Source organism: Heliomarina sp. (genome assembly GCF_052826185.1).
This window is the reverse complement of sequence record NZ_JBRBUI010000054.1, coordinates 904,708-926,131: the sequence shown is the minus strand read 5'-3', so window position 1 is coordinate 926,131 and position 21,424 is coordinate 904,708. Positions and strand designations below refer to the sequence as shown.

Below are 21,424 nucleotides of genomic sequence, written 5' to 3'. Positions count from 1 at the left end.
ATGCGCCCTTTAGCGCATATCGAGCCTAACGGAAAGCGTGCAATTTTCCGTCGGAGCTGACCACGTAGAGCGTATTGCCCGCAACGACCGGTCCGGTGGTGGCCCCGCCTTCGATCGGCACGGTTGCGACAAGCGCGCCGTTGTCGGGTGCGTAGAAGCGCAGGTAGCCGTCACCCGAGGCCACGACAAGCCGTCCGCCCGCGAGGACGGGGCCGTAGTTGCCGTAGACGGGGCCGCGTTTCTTGGGTCTTTCCTTGACGTTGGCAGGCAGGTCACGGACCCAGATCGTGTCGCCGCTGTTGGCGTCGAGCCGCGCAAGCTGGTTGAGGTCGGTCACCGCGAAGACGCTGCCACCTACCGGCCAGACCGGGCTCATCGCGCCCTGACGGGCAGTCCAGCGGATCGCGCCGCTGTTAATGTCGATGGCTGCGGTACGGCCCGATTTGTTGCCCGCGTAAAGTGTGTTGCCCGAAACGACCGGCGCACCGGTGATGTCGCCGATACGGCTCGCGGCGCTGCCGATGCGTTTCCCGGCGACGGTGGCGCTCCAGCGCTGGGTGCCACCCTTGCGGAAGGCGGCGATCAGTTCGCCCGAGCCGAACCCGAAGACCACGTAGGGCCCCGCTATGACGGGTGCGGGGGCGCCGAGAACGTTCGCCACGCTGGGCACGGCCTTGATTTCCCATGCAATTCTGCCATCCGAGGTACGGATTGCCATGCCGGTGTCGTCGCCTGCCACCAGATAGATCAGCCCACCGTCGATCAGCGGCGTGCCGCTGCCGGTGGCGCCGAGTTTCTGCTGCCAGCGGATCGCGCCCGTTTTGGCATCGAGCGCGGTCAGGCGGCCATAGCCGGAAGAAACATAGAGTGTACCGTTGTCATAAGCGATGCCGCCGCCAGTGCCCTGCTCTTCCTTGTCGGTGGCAGGAATCAGGTTGGTCTGCCATGCCACCTGCCCCGAGGGCGTCACGCCGGAAACCAGCGCGCCGCTGTCGAGCGTGTAGATCAGACCGCCCGCGACCACAGGGTCGGCGGTGATGCGCACGCGACGACCGTCACCCGAGCCGATGCTGGTAGACCAGACCTGCTGCGGCGCAACGCGCAGACGCGCGTTGGAAACTCGGTTCGACTGGGTGCCGACCGCCTGCTGCCAGCTTGCATTGCCCACCTGCCCCGGAATGGAGATGGCACGCGAAACATTGTCGATTTCATCGGGCTTCGGGGTGAGCGGACCGTCCTGAACCTCGGGGCGGATGGTTTCACGCTCACCGGGCAGGATGACTTCCTTTTCGCCGCAAGCCGACAGGGTCAGCAGGGCAACCGCACAGAGACCAAGACCGCGCTGCGCGAGCCTGCGGTTCTGGCGAGGCGGAATCGCGATGGAAGAATGCAGCGCCCGCGAGAAATTAAACGGTCCAATCATAACGTCTTGCCTGTCCTGTCACTTCCATCCGCCGATAGGGTCAGTCTGACCCGGGCGTCTGCCTTCAATGTGCGTTAACCCTGTTGCGTCTCGGGGCGGCGTTCCGGCGTGCCGCCGAGCGCCACAATTGCTTGCGCGGCGCGTTGTTGCAAGTCGGCAGTCGCCTCGGCGTCCTGAAGAATCGACTGGAACCGGTCAATTGCGGCCTGCGCATCCCCGGATTCAACCGAGAGTAGCGCCAGTTGTTCCTCGGCGAGAAGCCGCAGCGGCGCACCGGCCACGGCGAGAGCTTCGAATCCGATCCGGCGTTCTTCGACCGGGAGCGTTTCCGTCTGCAGCGTCAGCGCCTTGAAGGCCGCGATCTGGCGGTAGATTTCGGGAAGATCGCCCTGCGTCGCGATATTGTTGAGCGCGGCAACGGCCGCATCGGTCTGGCCCGACTCGGCTTGGGCCGCCGCCAGCGAGAATTCCACGATCGCGTTGCCACCGGGCGTGTCGGCGGTAATCAGCGACAGGTCGGCGGCGCGTTGCTCGGCCTCGTTCTGGCGCATCGCGTTCAGCAGGTCATCGCCAAGCGCCTGTGCCTGCGCTTCGGCTTCGTTCTTGCGGTATTCGTTCCAGGCGGCGCCCCCGACGACGGCGATGATCACGACCAGCGCAATCCAGCCATAGCGGCGGAAATACGCATAAAGACGGTCGCGGCGGACCTCTTCGTTCACTTCGTCGATGAAACTGTCGGTATCGCTCATGCCTGTTCGCTTTTCCTGTGCCGTTCATCCCGCCGCTGTCAAAGCTGCGACAATGGCGGCCAACCCCTTGTTTTCCCAATCCCGGCGGCCGCAGAAAGTGCCTATGCTCCGAGCAGATTGCCCCCTATTAACCTGCATGAACGCGCAAGCCAAGTGCATGCGGGGCAACGGGCGTGCCTGCCCTTGCGAACGTAAGGGAAAAATCGTAAAGTGAACCGATCAGTTTAGTCCGCCGTATATCTCTTAAAAGCAATCATAGCCGCGTCACAGGAAGAGCCTCTGTCGCGCAAGTATCTTGAGGAAGACCTAGATGCGCCTCATTCCGGTTCTTACAGCGCTGCTGGTGACCTTTGCGCTTTATGCGATCGTATTCGAGCGGGACGCGCTGCTGGCTTTTGCGCGCGGATCGGAATCGACTGAGGCCGCGAGCCCGGAAGCCGGAGAGAAAACGGCAGCAGAGAGCGAGGCCGCGTCCGAGACACAAGAAAAGCGTATCCGGGTTGTGGTTCAGCATTCCACAGCCAAGACCATCGACAACGCGGTGATTCTGCGTGGCGAGACGGCGGCGGTACGCGAGGTCGAGGTGCGTGCGGAAACCGCCGCGACGGTGATTTCGGAACCTCTGCGCAAGGGGACGTTTGTCGAGGCGGGAGATGTGCTTTGCGAGCTTGATCCCGGCACGCGGGAGGCGGCGCTTGGTGAGGCGCGCGCCCGGTTGAAGGAGGCCCGCGCAAGAGTGCCCGAAACCGATGCGCGGTTGGAAGAAGCCCGCGCCCGGCTGGACGAGGCGATGATCAACTATCGCGCGTCAGAAAAGCTCAGCACCGAGGGATATGCGTCTGAAACGAAACTGAAATCCGCCCGTGCCTCAGTCCGGTCGGCCGAAGCGGGAATCGCAAGTGCCACCACGGCGCAGGAAACCACGCAGGCGGGTATCGAATCCGCGGCCGCCGCGGTTGCCGCAGCGGAACGCGAGATTGATCGGCTGACGATCAAGGCGCCCTTTGCCGGTGTGCTGGAATCGGATACCGCAGAGCTGGGCAGCTTGATGCAGGCCGGGTCGCTTTGTGCGAGCGTCATCCAGCTCGACCCGATCAAGCTGGTCGGATACGTGCCCGAAACCGAGGTCGACCGGGTGTCGGTTGGCGCGCAGGCCGGGGCCGAGCTGATCGACGGACGGCAGGTGACCGGCAAGGTCACCTTTCTGAGCCGTTCCGCCGATCCGACGACTCGGACCTTTCTGACCGAGATCACCCTGCCCAACGAAGAGCTGAGCATTCGTGACGGTCAAACGGCGACCATCGCCATTGCCGCAAAGGGGGCAAAGGCACACAAGCTGCCGCAATCGGCACTGACGCTGAACAATGACGGCCAGCTTGGTGTGCGCGTTGTGAACGAGGGCGATATTGTCGCCTTTGTGCCTGTAAAGTTGTTGCGCGACGAAACCGGCGGCGCCTGGGTGTCGGGCCTGCCGGAGGAGACCGACGTGATCACCGTGGGAACGGATTTTGTCACGGATGGTGTTCACGTGCAGCCGAGCTTTCAGGAGCCGCTTTGATGATCGGGGTCGTCAACTGGGCGGCTGACCGTGCCCGCATGGTCATCGCCTTTATCGTCCTGTCGCTGGTAATCGGCGGGTTTGCCTATTGGAGCCTGCCCAAGGAGGGCGAGCCCGATATCGAAATCCCTGCGCTGATCGTGTCGGTGCAGTTCCCGGGCATCTCGGCGGAAGACAGCGAGAAGATGCTGGTCAAGCCGATGGAGACCGAGCTGGCCGATCTGGACGGGCTCGACAAGATGACATCCACCGCGGCGGAGAATTACGCCAACGTCGTCATGGAGTTCGAGTTCGGCTGGGACAAGACGGCGATCATGGCCGACGTGCGCGATGCGATGAACGCGGCGCAGGCCAAGTTCCCCGAAGGCGCCGAGCAGTATTCCATCGCCGAGATCAACTTTTCCGAATTCCCCATCGTCATCGTCAGCCTGACGGGCGAAGTGCCGGAACGCACGATGGCGCGTGTCGCCAAGGAGTTGCAAGACGACCTTGAAGCGCTCGAGCCGGTGCTTGAGGCCGGGATCGCGGGCAACCGTGACGAGATGCTCGAGGTCATCATCGATCCGCTGCGGCTGGAATCCTACAATGTGACGGCCATCGAGCTGATCAACACGGTGCAGAACAACAACCAGCTGATCGCGGCCGGCGAGGTCGAAACCGCGCAAGGTACTTTCAGCGTCAAGATCCCATCTTCCTTCGATGAGCCGCGCGATGTTTATGCGCTGCCAGTCAAGACGAATGGCAACCGAGTTGTGACGCTGGGCGATCTGGCCGAGATCAATTTCACCTTCGAGGACCGCATTGGCACGGCGCGTTTCGACGGCGAGAGCACAGTTGCGTTGCAGGTGGTAAAGCGCAAGGGGTTCAACCTGATCGACACGGTGGATCTGGTGAAGGAAACGCTGGAGGCGTCACGGGCGAAATGGCCGGCGGAATTGCAGGCAGCCATCGACATCGGCACATCGAACGACCAGAGCCGCGTAGTCGGGTCCATGGTCGCGCAGCTGGAAGGTTCGGTTCTGACGGCGGTCGCGCTGGTGATGATCGTGGTGCTCGCCGCGCTTGGCAGCCGGGCGGCGCTGCTAGTCGGGTTCGCGATCCCCACGTCGTTCCTGCTCTGCTTTGCCTTCCTTGCCGTGATGGGCGTGTCGATTTCGAACATCGTGATGTTCGGCCTGATCCTTGCGGTGGGGATGCTGGTCGACGGGGCCATCGTGATCGTCGAATACGCGGACAAGCGCATCAAGGACGGGATCGGCCCGATGCATGCCTATGTCGAGGCGGCGCAGCGGATGTTCTGGCCGGTGGTGTCCTCGACCGCGACGACGCTTTGCGCCTTTCTGCCGATGCTGTTCTGGCCCGGTGTACCGGGAGAGTTCATGGGCATGTTGCCGGTGACACTGATATTCGTCCTGTCTGCCTCGCTGATCGTGGCGCTGATCTATCTGCCGGTGATGGGGGGCGTCACGGGGCGGATGTCGCGTGTTTTCAACGGTATATCCGAGTTTCTTCGGGCGAAACTGCCTTGGGTCGTGCGGGCGCTGCTGGTGCCGCCCTCGCTTTACCTGATGTTCCTGGGCGCGATGCAGGTGCTGAACCCCACCTATCTTTTGCCTGCCGGTACGCCAGATGTGGCGGGGTCGCTTTTCGGCGCCGCGGTCTTCCTGTTCGGAGCGTTCGCGGCCTCGGTCACGCTGGGGGCGGCGCGGATAGAGCGGCGCGAGAAACGCGTGCGCTCGGGTCACCGGCTTTCGCCCTTCGGCTGGGTCATCAAGCTGATCGCGGGCAACCCGATCATGCCGATCGTCGCCATCGGATCGGTATTTGCGGGGGTGATCTATGTCGCCTTCGTGCTGTTCCCGGCCAATTCGCGCGGCGTCGAGTTCTTTGTCGAAACCGAGCCGGAGCAGGCCTCGGTTTATGTCCGCGCGCGCGGCAATATCTCGCTGTCGGAATCGGACGCGCTGGTGCGGCAGGTCGAGGACGTCATCAAGGCGCATCCGGCGGTCACCAACGTGTTTTCCTTTGCCGGGGATGGCGGGTTGAACGTGGGCGGACCGGCGGCGGGCCAGCAGCCTGCGGACACCGTGGGTCAGGTCCAGTTCGAGATCGTCCCGTGGGAAGACCGCCCCACCGTCAACGAACCGATCCTTGGCGGGCGGTTCGAGAAACATGTCACCGCGCCCGAATTTGACGGCAACACCGTGATCGAAGAGTTGAACGCGCAACTGGCCAAGCTGCCGGGGTTCGAGGCCGAGATCAAACCGCTGGAACAGGGTCCGGGCTCGGGCAAGCCGGTGCATCTGCGCCTGATGGGCGATAATTGGGACGAGCTGACCGAAGCGGCCAAGATGGCGCGGGCGCAGTTTGAGGGCACGCCCGGCCTGATCCAGATCGAAGACACGCTGCCCCTGCCCGGTATCGACTGGCAGATCGACGTGGACGTGGAAAAGGCAGGCCGGTTCGGCGCCGACGTGGCGACCGTGGGCGCGATGGTACAGCTGATCACGCGGGGTCTGCTGCTTGACACGATGCCAAGCGACACCTCGGACGAAGAGATCGAGATCCGCCTGCGCCTGCCCCAGCAGGACCGGGTGCTGTCCACGCTGGATACGCTCAAGGTGCGTACCAGCGACGGTCTTGTGCCGCTGTCGAACTTTATCACGCGCAAACCGGTGGCCAAGCTGGCCTCGATCAGCCGTTTTGACCAGCAGCGCTATTTCGATGTCAAAGCCGATGTCGCGCCGGGTCTGTCGCGGATTACCGGCACGGACAATGCCGTGCTGGCGGTGGTACACGAGGTTCCCGAAGGCACCACGACCGACCGCCCCACTCTCGAAAATGCCGGTGGCAACAGCTTTACGCTGGTGTCGCTGGGCGAGGCAGGCAGTCTGGACGCGGTGCGCGAAGCGCTGGCCTCGGGTGAGGCCCGCTTTGTACCGATCAATCCCAACGAACGGATCGCGGCGCTGACCGAATGGCTGGAGACCAATCCGCTGCCCTCTTCGGTCAGCACCCAGTGGACCGGCGATCAGGAAGAACAGGCGGAATCTGGTGCCTTCCTGCAAAACGCCTTTCTGGGTGCACTGGGGCTGATGTTCATCATCCTGCTGGCGCAGTTCAACAGCTTTTACAACTCGGTACTGGTGCTCTTGGCGGTGGTGCTCTCCACCACCGGCGTGCTGATCGGGATGATGGTTATGAACCAGCCGTTCTCGATCATCATGACCGGGACCGGGATCGTCGCGCTGGCCGGGATCGTGGTGAACAACAACATCGTCCTGATCGATACCTATCAGGAATACGCGCAGTTCATGCCCCGTGTAGAGGCGATCATCCGCACGGCCGAGGATCGCATTCGACCGGTTCTGCTGACCACCATCACGACAATGGCGGGTCTGGCACCGATGATGTTCGGTCTCAGCCTCGATTTCATCGGTGGCGGCTATTCGATCAACTCGCCAACCTCGCTCTGGTGGAAGCAGCTCGCGACCGCGGTGGTGTTCGGCCTTGGGATCGCCACGGTGCTGACGCTGGTGGTCACCCCGTCCTTCCTTGCGCTGCGAGTCTGGATTTCGACCTATGCGCGCTGGATCGGCCAGTTGCTGGCGCGGCTTACCCTTGGCCGGTCAAGCCGGATCGCCCGCGACATGCGGCTACGCAAGACCGCCCGCAAGATGCCGGTGGGCGACCTGATCTGGGACGATATGAAAAGCAACTTTGCCCCGGTCTCCGATGATGCCGAGCGCGCGCCCCCCGATCTGAGCAAGCCGATGCGGGCCGCCGAATAGCGCGGCCTCTCAGGCCGCGCTTTCGTCTGCCAGTTGCCGGTTCCAGAGCTGCGCATAGCGACCGCGACGCGCCAGCAGCATAGCATGGCTGCCCTGCTCGACGATCTCGCCCGCCTCGAGCACCACGATCAGGTCGGATTCAGCGATGGTCGAGAGCCGGTGCGCGATGGTAATCACCGTGCGCCCCTGCCCGGCCCGGTCGAGCGCGTATTTGATTTCCTGCTCGGTATCCGTATCCAGCGCGCTTGTGGCCTCGTCCAGCAGCAGGATCGGCGGGTCTTTCAACAGGGTACGCGCAATGCCAACGCGCTGTTTCTCACCGCCCGAGAGCTTGAGCCCCCGTTCCCCCACCTGCGTCTCATATCCTTCCGGCAGCGAGCGGATGAAGTCGTGGATCTGGGCAGCGCGGGCGACCTCTTCGATCTGCTCCTGCGTCGCGTCGTCCAGCCCGTAGGCAATGTTGTAGCGGATCGTGTCGTTGAACAGCACCGTATCCTGCGGCACCACGCCAATGGCGCTGTGCAGGCTTTCCTGCGTGACCTCGCGGATATCCTGACCGTCGATCCGGATCGCCCCGCCGGTCACATCGTAGAACCGGAACAACAACCGCCCCACGGTAGATTTGCCCGATCCGGTCGCCCCGACAATGGCAACACGCTGCCCCGCACCGACGCTCAGCGACACGCCGCGCAGGATCTCGCGCGCCGGGTCATAGCTGAAACTCACCTTGTCAAAGGTGATCTCGCCACCGGAAACCTGCAAATCGGACGCGCCGGGCTTGTCCTCCACCTCGGGCGGCTGTTCCAACAGGTCGAACATCTCTCCCATATCAATCAGCGCCTGCCGGATCTCGCGATAGACAGTGCCAAGGAAATTCAGGGGCACGGTGATCTGAATCATATAGGCGTTCACCATGACGAAATCGCCCACGGTCAGGGTACCGGCCTGCACCCCGATGGCCGCAAGCACCATGACACCGACCAGACCAGAAGTGATCAGGACCGACTGGCCGAAATTCAGGAAGGACAAAGAGTAAGAGGTCTTGAGCGCCGCCCGCTCGTACCCCCGCATCGCCCCGTCATAGCGCTGCGCCTCGCGCTCTTCGGCGCCGAAATATTTGACGGTCTCGAAATTCAGCAGGCTGTCGATGGCCTTCTGGTTGGCATCCGTATCCTGCGTGTTCATCTCGCGGCGCAGTTTGACGCGCCATTCGGTGACGGCAAAGGTGAACCAGACATAGGATACCAGCACCCCGACGACGATCACCAGATACCACCAGTCGAACATTACCGTCAGGATGATGGCGATCAGGATCAGCTCAAGAAGCAAGGGCCCGATGCTGAACAACAGAAAACGCAGCAGGAAATCGACGCCCTTGACCCCGCGCTCGATGATCCGAGAAAGCCCCCCGGTCTTGCGCGTCAGGTGATAGCGCAGCGAGAGCTGGTGCATATGCCGGAATGTCTCGAGCGCCAGCCGCCGCAGGGCCCGCTGGGCAACCGGCGCGAAAAGCGCATCCCGCAGCTGCTGAAACCCGACATTCAACGCCCGCGCGACGCCATAGGCAACGGTCAGACCGACCGCCCCAAGCGCAAGCGGTGGCACACCTTCCCCTGCAAGCGCATCCACGGCTCCTTTGTACAGAACCGGCGTGGACACGGCGATCAGCTTGGCACTGACCAGCATGACCATCGCCAGCACAACCCGGATGCGCAGGGTCCGGTCATCCGCGGGCCAGAGATAAGGGGCGACGGCCCGGATGATGCGAATTCCCGAACGCCGGGTTTCGTTGGGCGCACCCGAATTGGCTTGAGACATGAACGATCCTTGTCAGCTGGCCCGAAAATAGGATCTCGGGCCGTAAATGACCATAGCGTCTACCAATTACGCTTGGTCCCGCCACAGAGGTTCACAGCTTTCGCAGAAAGCAGACCGCAAAGCGATCAACAGACGCCGCCCAGCGACAGGAAATCGCTTATCACCTTCTTCGGGTCAGAATATCTTCTTTGGGTCAAAAATATCCCGGGGGTGAATTGGCCCGAAGGGCCAAGAGGGGGCTGGCCCCCTTTCTCCACGGCGGTCACCACACCCCAACGATCAGGTTTTCGTCCCGTGCCCTAGTCTGGAATGGTAAAAATCTGCCCCGGATAGATGAGATCAGGATCACGGATCGAGTCGCGGTTTGCCTCGAAAACCCGCACATAGAGCGTACCCTCGCCATAGCGGTCCTCGGAAATCGCCCAGAGGGTATCGCCCTGCTGAACGGTAACCGCGCGGATCGGCGGCTGCGGGGCGCCGGTTTCAGAACTGTCGCGCGCGGGCGGGTTGAGCACGGCAGGCGGTTCCCGCTTGAACGGCGTCTCCACGCGGCTGAGCACACGACCTTCGCGGGTCAGTTCGTCAAGGCGCAACGTGTAGACCCCCGGACGGATGTCCTGCAATTCGCCGCGCCACGCCCCTTGTGTGTCGGTATCGATATCGGCGACCGCTCGGTTGTCGAGATAGACCCGGACGACGGAGGAATCGCGGGCACGCCCGCTCAGCTGTACATCCCCCGCTGCGGAATAGCTGATCGTATCCAGTGCCATGGTTGTCATGGCATCGGACCGGTCCGGGATTGCCGGTTGCAGCAGTTCGATCCCGTCACTCCCCGCCCGCAGAACCGCCACTGCGCCTGATGGAGCTTCCACCACCGGGACCGCCGATACCGGGTTGCCTTCCGCATTCTCAGTGTCCACTGCGGCGCTCTGCTTAGTCGTGCTGGTGCTTGCCGTGGCGGATTCTGACACGGTGCTGGCATCGACACTAGCGGTTTGCTCTTCGACCCTTGGCTCTACCGCCGGGACAGTCTCTGCGGTGACCGTATCAGTCGTGGTCGTTGGGATTGCCTCGGGGGCCGGATTTACGTCCGCGGTGGCTGGCGCAGCGGTTTGCGTTCCGCCCGTTTCGGTCGAGGCCGTTTCGGAAGGGGTCGGGTGTGCCGTTGCGACCTGCTGCGTAGTATCCTGCGAGGCGCCTTCGCCCGGCGCTGCGCTCGCGTCCGGTTGCCCGGCGGCAGAGGGTGCTTCCTCACTTGCCGTTGGTTCGCTTGCCGGGTTGTTGGTCTGCGCATTCTCCGCAATTGCCACCTCGGTCGAAGCGGCGTCATCGGCTGGTGTGTCTCGGGAAGTTTCGGCCTCTGCGGTTGTGGTGGTTGCCTCTCCGTCATCGGACCCGTTTTCGCCCGACGAAACCTGCGCATCTCCTGCTTCCGGAGCTGCGTTGCCGGATTCCGGCGTTTTGTCTGTTTCGTTTGTTGCTAGGGTGGTCGGGGCGAGGATCAGGCGGTCGGTAGATGCGACCTCCTGCTCGTCGACTTCGGACATCAGGGTCAGCAGGCGCGGTGCGCTACCGAGGTCGAGATCGAGAAAGGCCGCGAATTTGCCATCTGCCCCGGCGGTGGTTCGCCCTACCTCTTCTCCATCGAGACGAACGATTACTTCGGCCCCCGGCTCTGCTGATCCGGCAATCAGGGCGCTGCCATCGGGTTCGACACGGGCGATATCGACGGCGGGCGCGGTTGGTTCCGGTGTGGATGGAGCCTCTTCGACCGTGGCGGTCTCTGTGGTTTCAGCGTTATCGCGTTCTGCTGTGTCCTGATTTGGATCAGGAGTGGCAGGCTCTGCCGACGCGGTTTCCGGCGCTGCGGCTGCGTCAGTGCTCTCACCGGTATCAGGTTGCGTCTGAACGGCAGTTGTCGTTTTGGGGTCGGCTTGGTCCGCGGGTTCGGAGGTTCCGACAACCGCTGCAAATTCACCACGGCGTGGCTGTTCAAAAAGCAGATAGTACAAGCCACCGCCACAGGCGGCGATCAGAACGCAGCCCAGCACGATCATTACCCTGCGGCCGGTCGGCCCGCTCGTTTCAGTCATCTTGTATCCCCAAAAGCGTGCCCCCGCACGCCATCGTCCCAGATGCGGCAAATTGCGCCGCTGCATTGAGCAAGCCTAGCAACCGGGATATCAGGGGTCAAAACCCGAATATCGGTTCCCCTCCTGAAAGGTTCATTCATGTCGGTAAAGTCAGTTTGTGTGTATTGCGGATCACGCTCCGGCGCAATTCCCGTGTATGCCGAGCACGCGCGCGAGCTGGGAACCGCCATTGCAGCGGCTGATTGGCGGCTGGTTTATGGCGCCGGGGACGTGGGGCTGATGGGTGAAGTGGCCCGCGCCACGCAAAGCGCGGGGGGCGATACCTTTGGCGTTATTCCTACCCATCTTGTGGCATGGGAAGTCGGCAAAACCGATCTGACCCGCTATATCGTCACCGAGACGATGCACGAGCGCAAGAAGGTCATGTTCATGAACGCCAATGCGGTGGTTGTGCTGCCGGGCGGTGCCGGGTCGCTGGACGAGCTGTTCGAGGTGCTCACCTGGGCGCAGCTTGGGTTGCACGAGAAACCGATCCTGCTGCTGAACACCGCCGGGTATTGGGACCCGCTGCTGGTGCTGATCGACCATGTGATCGAACAGGGATTTGCCGATTCCTCGCTGCGCGATCACATCAGGGTCGTGGATTCTCCGGCGGCAGCCATGGAAGACCTGCGCGCTGCCCTGTCCTGACGGATAGCCGCGACCGAATAGATGATGAGCGCCGACCAGATCAGCGCGAAAGCGACCGCGTGCACCGATGTGAACGGTTCACTGAAGAGCACGAAGGCGCAGATGAACTGGAGCGTCGGGTTGATGTATTGCATCACGCCCACAGTCGACATCGAGATGCGCCGGGCCGCGTAGCTGAAAAAGATCAGCGGCATGCCGGTAAGCGGGCCTGCGAAAATTAGCAGAAGAGTATCCTGCCACGACTGCCCGAACGCGCCCGGACGCTGAGTGTAGATGGACAACAGGATCGCGATCACGATGGGCATGAAGAGTAACACTTCGCAGGTGACCGATACCATCGGGCCGACCGGTAGTGTTTTCTTGATCGCACCGTAGATCGCAAAGGAAATCGCCAGCGCAAGCGAGATCCACGGCACCGCGCCCAGCGCCCATGTCAGGATCGAGACCGCCAGTATCGCCATCGCGATGGCGACGATCTGCGATCTACCGAGCTTTTCTCCGAACACGAACCGCCCGCAGAGGACAGCCATCAGCGGGAACATGTAATAGCCAAGGCTGGTTTCGGCGTTGCGGTTGATCTGGGTGGCGTAGATGAAGAGGAACCAGTTGACCGAGATCATCCCCGAGGCGATGGCGATGATCCCCACCCGGCGCGGTGAACTCAGCGCCTCTGGTATAGCGCGCAGCCGTCCCTGTATCGCGAGAATGCCGACGAAGAACACCAGCGACCATAACAGGCGGTGACAGAGCACCTCGGTCGCGGGCACGTGGCTCAGGGGTTTGTAATAAATCGGAGACAGCCCCCAGATGGAGCAGGCGGCGACCATCGCCAGAAGTCCCTTGTATGTCTCGCTCATCCCGATCCCCTCGTCCGACACTCCTGCGCTTGAACCGGGACGGTTGCAAGAGGCGGGCGGAACGATGTGGGAAAATACATATCAAGTTAATGATGATCCGGTTACTGACCGGGGAGACGGCATGAGTTCAGCCAGTCGGAGGCGACCGTTTCCGCTGTCAGGTTATTCTGCCCGCAGCGCCTGCTCCATCTCAAAGATCGTTGCGAACAGCTCGCTTTGTTCGACCCTGATAAAGCCCTGATAGCCCCTGCGGATGTCTGCAACCATGTAGAGCACGAGCCCCGTCAGCATTGAAAAGGCGAAAGTGCGCCATGTCAGGGACCGCCCCAGCATGCCAGTGCGGTTGGCAAGCAGGAACACCGCCGTGATCGTCGCGATCAGCACAACCATCTGTGAAAACGGCGCGATGGGTACAGCCTGTGTCGCGACGCGGTAGAGATGCGCATCGAGCGCGTCGTTGACCGCGCTTGCCACGAATGCCTGAATGGGTGGTGGCGTCGGTTCTTTCGTGGCCTCGAGGGTGGCGGGCCAGAGCCGGGACTGCGCGATCAGGCTGGCCTCGAGCCACGTATCGAATTTTTCGCGGGTGTCGATCTGCTGATGGGCAGGCACGATGCGCGTATTTGCATAGTCGAAAATCGCGGTCTTCAGCTCTGTCCGGCCGGGGTCAGCCAGATAGTCCGCCCTGAGAAAAGCGGTGCCGATGGCGGCGGCTTCGTCGGTGGCGGCGGCTTTCATCGATTGCGATATGGACAGCGCGTTGCCAAAGGTGAAGGCAAGCAGAAGGCCAAGGAGCGCCAGGAACGCGCCCTGCGTGGTTTCGCCAAGGTGGCTTTCCACCTGCTGTCCCTTTGCCATCAGACGACGCCGCCCGGTAACGCCAAGCCAGTATCCCCCGACAAGCGCAATAGGTAGACCGATGACGACAATAATCGCGATGCTGGTGAGGCTGAACGTCGCGAGGGTGACGTCGGTGTATTCCGCTGCCGCTGTGGGTTGCATCGCTTTGTACCGCAAAGGGAAAACGAGAACTGATGCTCCAGTTAAGACCAGAAATTATGTACTTGCACCAATTTTCGAACAAGTCTTAGCAGGATAGACCCATTTTTTGGGGGTCGGCAAACCGTGTTAGTCCCTTGCGGACCTTTCCCGACATTCACGGCCCGAGCAGGGAGGACAGCGTTTTCCAATCCGAACCACTGGGAAGAACGGCACCTAAGTTTTTGCTTCCGCGAAATTATGCGGAAAAACCAGCCTGTGGCGGGTGCCCGTTTCATCACTATGCGTTGTCATCTTTCCACCAAGCTGAGTGGTAAAGGCTTCGGTGAGTTTCTGGCCCAACCCGGAATCCACGCGTGCGTTGGGATCAATGCCGCCACCGTTGTCAGAGATTGACAGCTGGAACATGTCGTTTTCGACCCCAAGGAGAACGGACAAATGACCACCCCCCTCTTCGCTGAATGCATATTTCAGGCTATTCGTGGCAAGCTCGTTCACGATAAGCCCCAAGGGAATGGCGACCCGTGTTGACAGGGGCAGTTCAACAATGTCGACCTTTAATTCCGGCGGCTTCGCATGACCCGAGGATATGATAAGGTCCTCAATCAGCGAAGATAGATATTGCCGCGTATTCACCTGATCGACGGCTCCGGCACGGGATAACGTCTTGTAGAGCTTACCAACAGCGTCCACTCGTGCTCTCATGCGTGTGAAGGCTGCTTTGCAATCCTCATCGCTAAGGTTGCGCGCTTCCATCGCTATGATGCCCCCGATCATGGACAAGCTGTTCATGACACGGTGGTTGAGCTCTTCCAGAAGGCGTTCAGCGTGATCCAGTGCCGCTGCACGCTCTGCCTCCAGGCGGCGACGTTCGGTAATGTCCTGCATGGCCAGCAGCAACATATGGGTGTGGTTGCCCTCACGATGGACTTTGCGCGCGTTTAGCAGAATGTTCCTTTCGCCGATCTTGGGAAAGACGTGCTTGACCTCGAAGTCTTCGACGGAGGTATTTCGTGGCACGACGTCGGTGAGCAGTTCAAGGAGAGCGGGGATTGCCCATTGTCCGTTGCCCAAATCGTCCAATTTGCGCCCGACGGTTTCACCAGGTTCTACATGAAACGTGGCGTAAAAAGCTCGACTGGCACTGATAATTCCGAGCTGCTCATCAAGAACCAAGAGAGGTTCGCGGACAGTATCGACAATACCCTTGGATAACAATCGCTCCCGCTCGAGCGCTGCGGCCGCGTCGCTTTCGGCCGTCACGTCCTCTATGGCCAGGAGAATACGCCGCGACCCATTGCCGGGACGGATCGTCTTGCGCGCGTTGAGCCGCATGACACGACGACCGATGTGCGGGAAGACGTGATCCACCTCAACATCTTCAACTTTGTGACCTTCGTCCAGAATGCGGTCCAGCGCGCCGATCAGCGTCGGAATATTCCACTGCCCATTGCCAAGCGACGACAGGTTTGCTCCGATCGTTTCATCGCGGTCGACCTCGAAGGTAGCGAAGAACCGGTCATTGGCGTACTCAACCACCAAATCCTCGGTCAGAACCAAAAGGCTTTCTCTCAGGCTCGCAACAATTTCTGCAGGATCAATCTGGCCTAGCGTGTCAACGTGAATGATACTCGCTCCTTAAGGGCGAAACGTTTCGACGTCCCGCATCAGATAGCCACACCTATCAAAAGCAACCTAAGTAGTTAAGGGGCACCACTACCTTTGTGGTCCACCTTATCGATTCCGGACAGTCGCGTGCCCGTGGAAGGTCGATATATTGGGCTCAGTTCGACCTTTGCAGCAGTTTTCCAGAACAATCCGGTCTGTTTTACACTGGCAATCAAATTTCGCCTGATTGAGCCGCAAACTCCACCCATGAAAAAAGGCGCCCCGAGGGACGCCTTCTTACGAGATATCCGTAGCGGATCACATGCGCGAAGCGACGTTTTCCCAGTTGACCAAGTTGTCGAGGAAGTTGGTCAGGTAGGCCGGACGCTTGTTGCGGAAGTCGATGTAGTAGGAATGTTCCCACACGTCGCAGCCCAGCAACGCGGTCTGGCCGAAGCAGACGGGGTTCACGCCGTTTTCGGTCTTGGTGACCTTGAGCGAACCGTCGGTGTCCTTGACGAGCCATGCCCAGCCTGAGCCGAACTGACCGGCACCGGCTGCCGAGAAGTCTTCCTTGAACTTGTCGACCGAGCCAAACGCTTCGGTGAGCGCTTTTTCAAGGTCGCCCGGCATCTTGCTTTCGCCCGGGCCCATCATTTCCCAGAACTGGTTGTGGTTCCAGAGCTGGCTGATGTTGTTGAAGATACCCGACTGAGCCACGGCAGAGCTGTCATAGGTGCCCTTGATGATCTCTTCGAGGCTCTTGCCTTCCCACTCGGTCCCGGCAATCGCCTTGTTGCCGTTGTCGACATAGGCCTTGTGGTGGATGTCGTGGTGGAATTCGAGGGTTTCAGCGGACATGCCGTTCGATGCAAGTGCGTCGTGAGCATATGGAAGATCAGGTAGTTCAAAAGCCATTTCGGCCTCCCTTGGTCATGGTGAATGTCCTGAGACGTAACTGAGCGCGTTGGCCCCTATCGTCAAGGCTCAATCTAAAACGCGAGGCAACCCTCTAGGTTCCGGATTCGCGCCAAGCCCTTGCAATACGCGCATTTAATGTTCCGGCCAAATGGAAGTCAGCCCGAATGGGTGCGCGCCGGAGGTGTTGGTATCAAGCCGGATCATCGGCCTTATGAAACCCGACAGCGGAACCGGCGGCTGCGGCCACCTTGAGCACGTCATAGGCATATTGCGCGACCGAGCGGAAACAGATCAGGCGGAAGGTGTCGTCATCCTCCATCCAGATAGCGGCAGCGATCTGTGCAAGTCGGGTGCGGCGGATCTCTCCGGGTTTGAACACCTCGGGGTGGAGATCGACCGGGCAGAGCTTGGCCATCACGTCGCGGGCATCCTCGCCCGAGATTGCGAATATCGCCCGGGCGTCCGAAACATCGACCGCCAGTGCATTCGTATTGCCAAGAGACTTGGTCATCTTGGCCAGCCGGTCGGAGACTTCCTCATACGGGCAGAGAATGAGCAGCTCATCCGGCGACATCCATGCGAGCGCACCGGTGTCGGAGACGGTGATCTGGCGCTGTCCCGGGAAGGTCGCGCCGGAAGCGGTTGTCGCCACCTTCTTGACGGTGGTCAGCGACAGGTCCCCGCGCAGGGTTATCATGCCCTGCAGGCCGGTTTCATCGATGCGGACGAGTCCGGAATAGCCCGCGTTGTTCAGGGCGCTGATCGTCTCAGACATTCTGCTTCTCCCCGTCCTTGTCATAGAAGACTGGATCGACGATCCGGGCCTGATAGGTCTTGCCGTCGGTGCCGGGGAATTCCAGCACCTCGTCCATGCGGTCTGGCCCGTGCAGGACCAGCCCCATCGCGATGCCCTTGGACAGGGTTGGCGAATGATAGGTCGAGGTCACCCGGCCCTGCGTGTTGCGCTGGCCGTTGGCATTCGTGCCCTCGGCCACGGCATAGGCCCCGTCGGGCAGCACCGATCCGTCGAGCGTTTCGAGACCGACGAGCTTCCATCGCGTCGGGTCCGTCATATGGTCGCGCTGCTGTGCGCGTTTGCCAAGATAGTCCTCTTTCTTCTTGGATATCGCCCAGTTCAGGCCAAGATCTTGCGGAATCACGGTGCCGTCGGTTTCGTCGCCGATCATGATAAATCCCTTTTCGGCCCGCATGATATGCAACGCCTCAGTGCCATAAGGCATGACACCAAGCCCCTGCCCCGCTTTCATGAGTTCCGACCAGAAGGCCAGCCCCTGCGAGGCCGGAACGGCAATTTCGAAACTCAGCTCGCCCGAGAAGGAGATACGGTAGACGCGCGCGCTGAAATCGCCGATCTGGCCATCCTGCCATTCCATGAACTTGAGGCTATCCGCAGAGAGATCCATGCCGCCCATCTTGTCGAGAAGCTCGCGCGCCTTGGGGCCTACCACGGCGATTTGTGCGAATTGTTCGGTCAGGTTCGCGGTATAGACTTTCCAGTCCCACCATTCGGTCTGCAGCCATTCCTCCATATGCGCGTGGATGCGATCGGCGCCGCCGGTGGTCGTATGGCAGAGGAATGTGTCATCGTCGATGCGGGCAACCACGCCGTCGTCTATGAGAAAGCCGTTTTCGGAGCACATCAGCCCATATCGGCATTTGCCCGGTTTCAGGGTCGAGATCATGTTCGTGTAGAGCATGTCGAGGAATTTGCCCGCGTCCGGCCCCTTGACGAGGATCTTGCCAAGCGTCGACGCATCGAGCAGGCCGACATTCTGCCGGGTATTGCTGACCTCGCGCATCACCGCGTCATGGGTCGTCTCGCCCGTGCGCGGATAGGCATAGGGACGACGCCAGTGGCCGACCGGTTCCCATTCGGCGTTATGTTGGCGGTGCCATTCATGCATCGGCGTGCGGCGCAGGGGCTGGAAGACCGATCCGCGCGCCTCGCCCGCGATGGCGCCCATGGAGATCGGCGCATAGGGCGGGCGAAAGGTGGTCGTTCCGACGGCCGGGATCGGCGCGCCGAGCGCATTGGCCAGCGTGGCGAGACCGTTGATATTGCTCAGCTTGCCCTGATCTGTCGCCATGCCAAGGGTCGTGTAGCGCTTGGTATGTTCGACGCTTTCATAACCTTCCTGCGCGGCCAGTTGCACATCGCTGACCTTGACGTCGTTCTGGAAATCCAACCACGCTTTTGTTCTCAGACCGACGCGGGCCTCTTGCGGCATAAGCCAGACCGGTTCGAGCGGGGCTTCGGAGTTTTGAACAACGGAAAACTCCGGCGCTTTGCGGAGCCGGAACCCGGCCGCTTTGGCGGCCTCGCGCCCGGTCTGGATCGCATCCGGCACGATACCGTCGAGGGACAGGATGCCATTGGCACTGCCTGCAGGCAGGACGAACCCCTTGCCATCCGCGCCGGTCGGCGGACGCTCGGGATCGGGGCGGAAATGTGCATGGGTATCATCCCACAGCAGCTTGCCGCCACAATGGGACCAGAGATGAACCGCGGGAGACCAGCCACCGGACATCGCGACCGCATCACAGCCGACCTCTTCTAGCGCGCCGCCTGCGCCGATCTGGGCGCATATCTGCACCTTGCGGACCCGTTTGCCGCCGGACACCTTGGCAATCGCGCGTCCGCAATCAATGCGGATACCAAGCTGACGGGCCTGATTCATAAGGGCGCCGCCGCCTGTTTCGCGTGCATCGAGGATACGCAGCACATCCATCCCGGCCTTTTTCAGTTCGATGGCTGTGCGATACGCATCGTCGTTATTGGTGGCGACGATGATGCGCTGGCCGGGGGCGACGCCGTAATTCACGAGATAGTCGCGCATCGCTGAGGCGAGCATCACGCCTGGCACGTCATTTCCCGCAAAGGCAAGGGGGCGTTCGATGGCCCCGGTTGCGGTGATGATCTGCTTGGCGCGGATCCGCCAAAGCCGGTGACGCGGTCCGTTGCTGTCGGGCGCATGATCGCTGAGCCGCTCATATCCCAGTGCATAGCCGTGATCGTAGACGCCCGCGCCCATACAGCGCGTGCGCAGCGTGACATTGGCGCGCGCGCTTAGATCGCTTACCAAAGTTTCCACGAAGTTATCCACAGGACGGTCGTCGATACGGCCGCCGTCAACCGGGCCCCTGCCCCCCCAATGAGCGGATTGTTCCAGAACCAGCACCCGGGCGCCGGTTTCGGCAGCTGCGCGGGCCGCGACCAAGCCCGCCACACCGCCGCCGATCACCAGTACATCGGTGAAGGCGTGGAAATGCTCGTATGTATCCGCGTCGGCCTCTTTGGGGGCCTGACCCAGACCGGCCGACTGGCGGATGAAGGGTTCGTAGACATGTTTCCAGAAGGCCCGTGGATACATGAACATCTTATAGTAGAACCCCGCCGGGAGCAGCCGCGAAAGGCTGGCATTGATCCCGCCCACGTCAAAGTCGAGCGTCGGCCAATGGTTCTGCGAACGTGCCACCAGCCCGTCGAAAAGTTCGGTCGTCGTGGCGCGCTGGTTCGGCTCGAACCGGGTGCCCTCGCCCATGTTTACAAGAGCGTTGGGTTCCTCGGTCCCGCTGGCCACGATGCCGCGCGGACGATGATATTTAAACGACCGTCCGACCAACATCTGGTCATTGGCAAGCAAGGCCGAGGCGAGCGTGTCGCCCTTAAAGCCGCGCAGGGTCTTACCATTGAAAGTAAAGGATATTTCCCTGTTCTCGTCAATCAGGCGACCGGATTTGGAGTGGCGGTGACTCATGAGGAACTCCTTTCCGGTTCAGATATTTTGACGGTCCGGTTCATCCCAGGAACCTCCATGTCCAGCCCGGCGCGACCCCGGAAATCCGCTTGCGGATGTCCGCCGGGGGTTCGGTGGTCTGCGCGGGATAGGTACCATAGACTTCAAGCGTCACGGTATTGCGCGCGGCATGAAACCACTTGCCGCAGCCATAGGAGTGCCGCCAGCGCTCGAAGTGTACGCCAAAGGGATTCTCCCGCGCGAACAGATATTCTTCAAACGCCTCGTCCGAAGAACCGGGACCGTGCCGTTCAATATGCGTCTCGCCGCCAGCACTCAGTTCCGTCTCATCGGCCTGAACGCCGCAATAGGGACATTGAAGGATCAGCATAGGCGTATCTCCTGACTTTGACGGCCGCGGACAAGAGAACCGATAGCGCGACTGAATGCTGATCCGGAGAACCAGCAGCGATCAGTGGGTACCTTGTACGGGTAGGAATGGGGAAAGGGGCCGAACAAGGCCCAACGTTTCAAAATGGAAACGGGAAAAACTCCGGTTTCGATTGATTTGTCAACCGTTTGAAACGAGAAGTTAACGAAGCTGCGAAATTTTATCCACAGACGCAGAAACCCGGCGAAATGCCACCCTAAGCTGTGTCGGGCGTCGGCTTCTGCACCCCTGACATGAAAAAAGATGGGCACGAGGCAAGCCCATCTTAAACTCTTTAATATTACCAGAGCCGCATCAGCGCGGCAGTACTCAGTCTCCTGAGACCTCTCCTTCGATCGCTTGCCCGTTGGGCAGTTCGATCCGGACGTCGGGCTGATCCGCGGTAGGAATACCGCCGCCAAATACGATCCAGCCGAGAACACCCAGCGCCACCACGACGCCGCCAAGAATGAATGCGAGCGCGCCGTTCGACGACCGTCCCGTTTCTGATGAATGAGCCATTTCGGCCCTCCTGTGCTTGTTTTCGCTAGCATAACGATTTTTGAATTCGTCCGGTTCCCGGAAGCTTCAAAATTTATGCGGCCGTGCTTGGCGGAAAAGTGCGGCGCCGAGTGCCTCTGTTGGATGCGGCACTTGGCGAAATTCGCGAGTTGAGGGATTTCCCCGTTTTCAGAACGTGTGCAAGAGGTATGCGAGGACCGCGACGAA

The 21,424-nt window shown here is 61.0% G+C and carries 15 protein-coding genes; 3 read left to right on the top strand and 12 right to left on the bottom strand.

All coding sequences use genetic code 11. The annotated features are described in order from the left end of the window. Positions 1 to 25: 25 nt before the first annotated feature. Together ACU0FH_RS22520 and ACU0FH_RS22515 are read right to left on the bottom strand one after the other, a co-directional pair. Positions 26 to 1,423, bottom strand: a complete 1,398-nt coding sequence (locus tag ACU0FH_RS22520; protein ID WP_446196907.1) for an outer membrane protein assembly factor BamB family protein — start codon at positions 1,421 to 1,423, stop codon at positions 26 to 28. A gap of 74 nt (positions 1,424 to 1,497) precedes the next feature. Continuing rightward, the gene (locus tag ACU0FH_RS22515) at positions 1,498 to 2,172 is read right to left on the bottom strand and encodes a tetratricopeptide repeat protein (protein WP_238370429.1); all 675 of its coding nucleotides are present in this window, start codon (positions 2,170 to 2,172) and stop codon (positions 1,498 to 1,500) included. Positions 2,173 to 2,482: 310 nt separating this feature from the next. On the opposite strand from ACU0FH_RS22515, the gene ACU0FH_RS22510 reads away from it, so the two are divergent. Both ACU0FH_RS22510 and ACU0FH_RS22505 read left to right on the top strand, forming a co-directional pair. Then, on the top strand, positions 2,483 to 3,730 hold the full coding sequence (locus tag ACU0FH_RS22510) for an efflux RND transporter periplasmic adaptor subunit (RefSeq protein WP_446196906.1): 1,248 nt from the start codon (positions 2,483 to 2,485) through the stop codon (positions 3,728 to 3,730). After that, positions 3,730 to 7,521, top strand: coding sequence for an efflux RND transporter permease subunit (locus ACU0FH_RS22505; RefSeq protein WP_446196905.1), 3,792 nt, complete (start codon positions 3,730 to 3,732; stop codon positions 7,519 to 7,521). Before ACU0FH_RS22510 ends, ACU0FH_RS22505 begins: the two co-directional genes overlap by 1 nt. 9 nt (positions 7,522 to 7,530) lie before the next feature. Here ACU0FH_RS22505 and ACU0FH_RS22500 read toward each other — a convergent pair whose 3' ends face one another. Next, entirely contained in the window at positions 7,531 to 9,339 is a 1,809-nt protein-coding gene (locus tag ACU0FH_RS22500) for an ABCB family ABC transporter ATP-binding protein/permease (RefSeq protein WP_446196904.1), read from the bottom strand. Between the two features lie 299 nt (positions 9,340 to 9,638). Next, positions 9,639 to 11,432, bottom strand: a complete 1,794-nt coding sequence (locus tag ACU0FH_RS22495) for a LysM peptidoglycan-binding domain-containing protein (RefSeq protein ID WP_446196903.1) — start codon at positions 11,430 to 11,432, stop codon at positions 9,639 to 9,641. A gap of 138 nt (positions 11,433 to 11,570) precedes the next feature. Between ACU0FH_RS22495 and ACU0FH_RS22490 the strand changes: the two genes are divergently transcribed. Then, positions 11,571 to 12,122: an LOG family protein gene (locus tag ACU0FH_RS22490; protein ID WP_446196902.1), complete on the top strand. Its 552-nt coding sequence runs from the start codon at positions 11,571 to 11,573 to the stop codon at positions 12,120 to 12,122. Here ACU0FH_RS22490 and rarD read toward each other — a convergent pair. The 8 genes from rarD to ACU0FH_RS22450 all read right to left on the bottom strand — a co-directional run bounded on the left by rarD (position 12,059) and on the right by ACU0FH_RS22450 (position 21,217). Beyond that, entirely contained in the window at positions 12,059 to 12,979 is a 921-nt protein-coding gene (gene rarD, locus ACU0FH_RS22485) for an EamA family transporter RarD (protein WP_446196901.1), read from the bottom strand. The genes ACU0FH_RS22490 and rarD overlap by 64 nt on opposite strands. 162 nt (positions 12,980 to 13,141) lie before the next feature. Beyond that, entirely contained in the window at positions 13,142 to 13,981 is an 840-nt protein-coding gene (locus ACU0FH_RS22480) for a bestrophin-like domain (protein ID WP_446196900.1), read from the bottom strand. Between the two features lie 213 nt (positions 13,982 to 14,194). Beyond that, complete coding sequence (locus ACU0FH_RS22475; protein WP_446196899.1) at positions 14,195 to 15,538, bottom strand: sensor histidine kinase; 1,344 nt, start codon at positions 15,536 to 15,538, stop codon at positions 14,195 to 14,197. 366 nt (positions 15,539 to 15,904) lie between these two features. Further along, the gene (locus ACU0FH_RS22470) at positions 15,905 to 16,504 is read right to left on the bottom strand and encodes a superoxide dismutase (protein WP_088632696.1); all 600 of its coding nucleotides are present in this window, start codon (positions 16,502 to 16,504) and stop codon (positions 15,905 to 15,907) included. Between the two features lie 193 nt (positions 16,505 to 16,697). Continuing rightward, complete coding sequence (locus tag ACU0FH_RS22465; RefSeq protein ID WP_446196898.1) at positions 16,698 to 17,282, bottom strand: sarcosine oxidase subunit gamma; 585 nt, start codon at positions 17,280 to 17,282, stop codon at positions 16,698 to 16,700. Next, complete coding sequence (locus tag ACU0FH_RS22460; protein WP_446196897.1) at positions 17,275 to 20,286, bottom strand: sarcosine oxidase subunit alpha family protein; 3,012 nt, start codon at positions 20,284 to 20,286, stop codon at positions 17,275 to 17,277. The genes ACU0FH_RS22465 and ACU0FH_RS22460 overlap by 8 nt, the downstream gene beginning before the upstream one ends. 40 nt (positions 20,287 to 20,326) lie before the next feature. Further along, on the bottom strand, positions 20,327 to 20,656 hold the full coding sequence (locus ACU0FH_RS22455; RefSeq protein WP_446196896.1) for a sarcosine oxidase subunit delta: 330 nt from the start codon (positions 20,654 to 20,656) through the stop codon (positions 20,327 to 20,329). Between the two features lie 369 nt (positions 20,657 to 21,025). Further along, positions 21,026 to 21,217, bottom strand: coding sequence for a hypothetical protein (locus tag ACU0FH_RS22450; RefSeq protein ID WP_238370417.1), 192 nt, complete (start codon positions 21,215 to 21,217; stop codon positions 21,026 to 21,028). Positions 21,218 to 21,424: the final 207 nt, after the last annotated feature.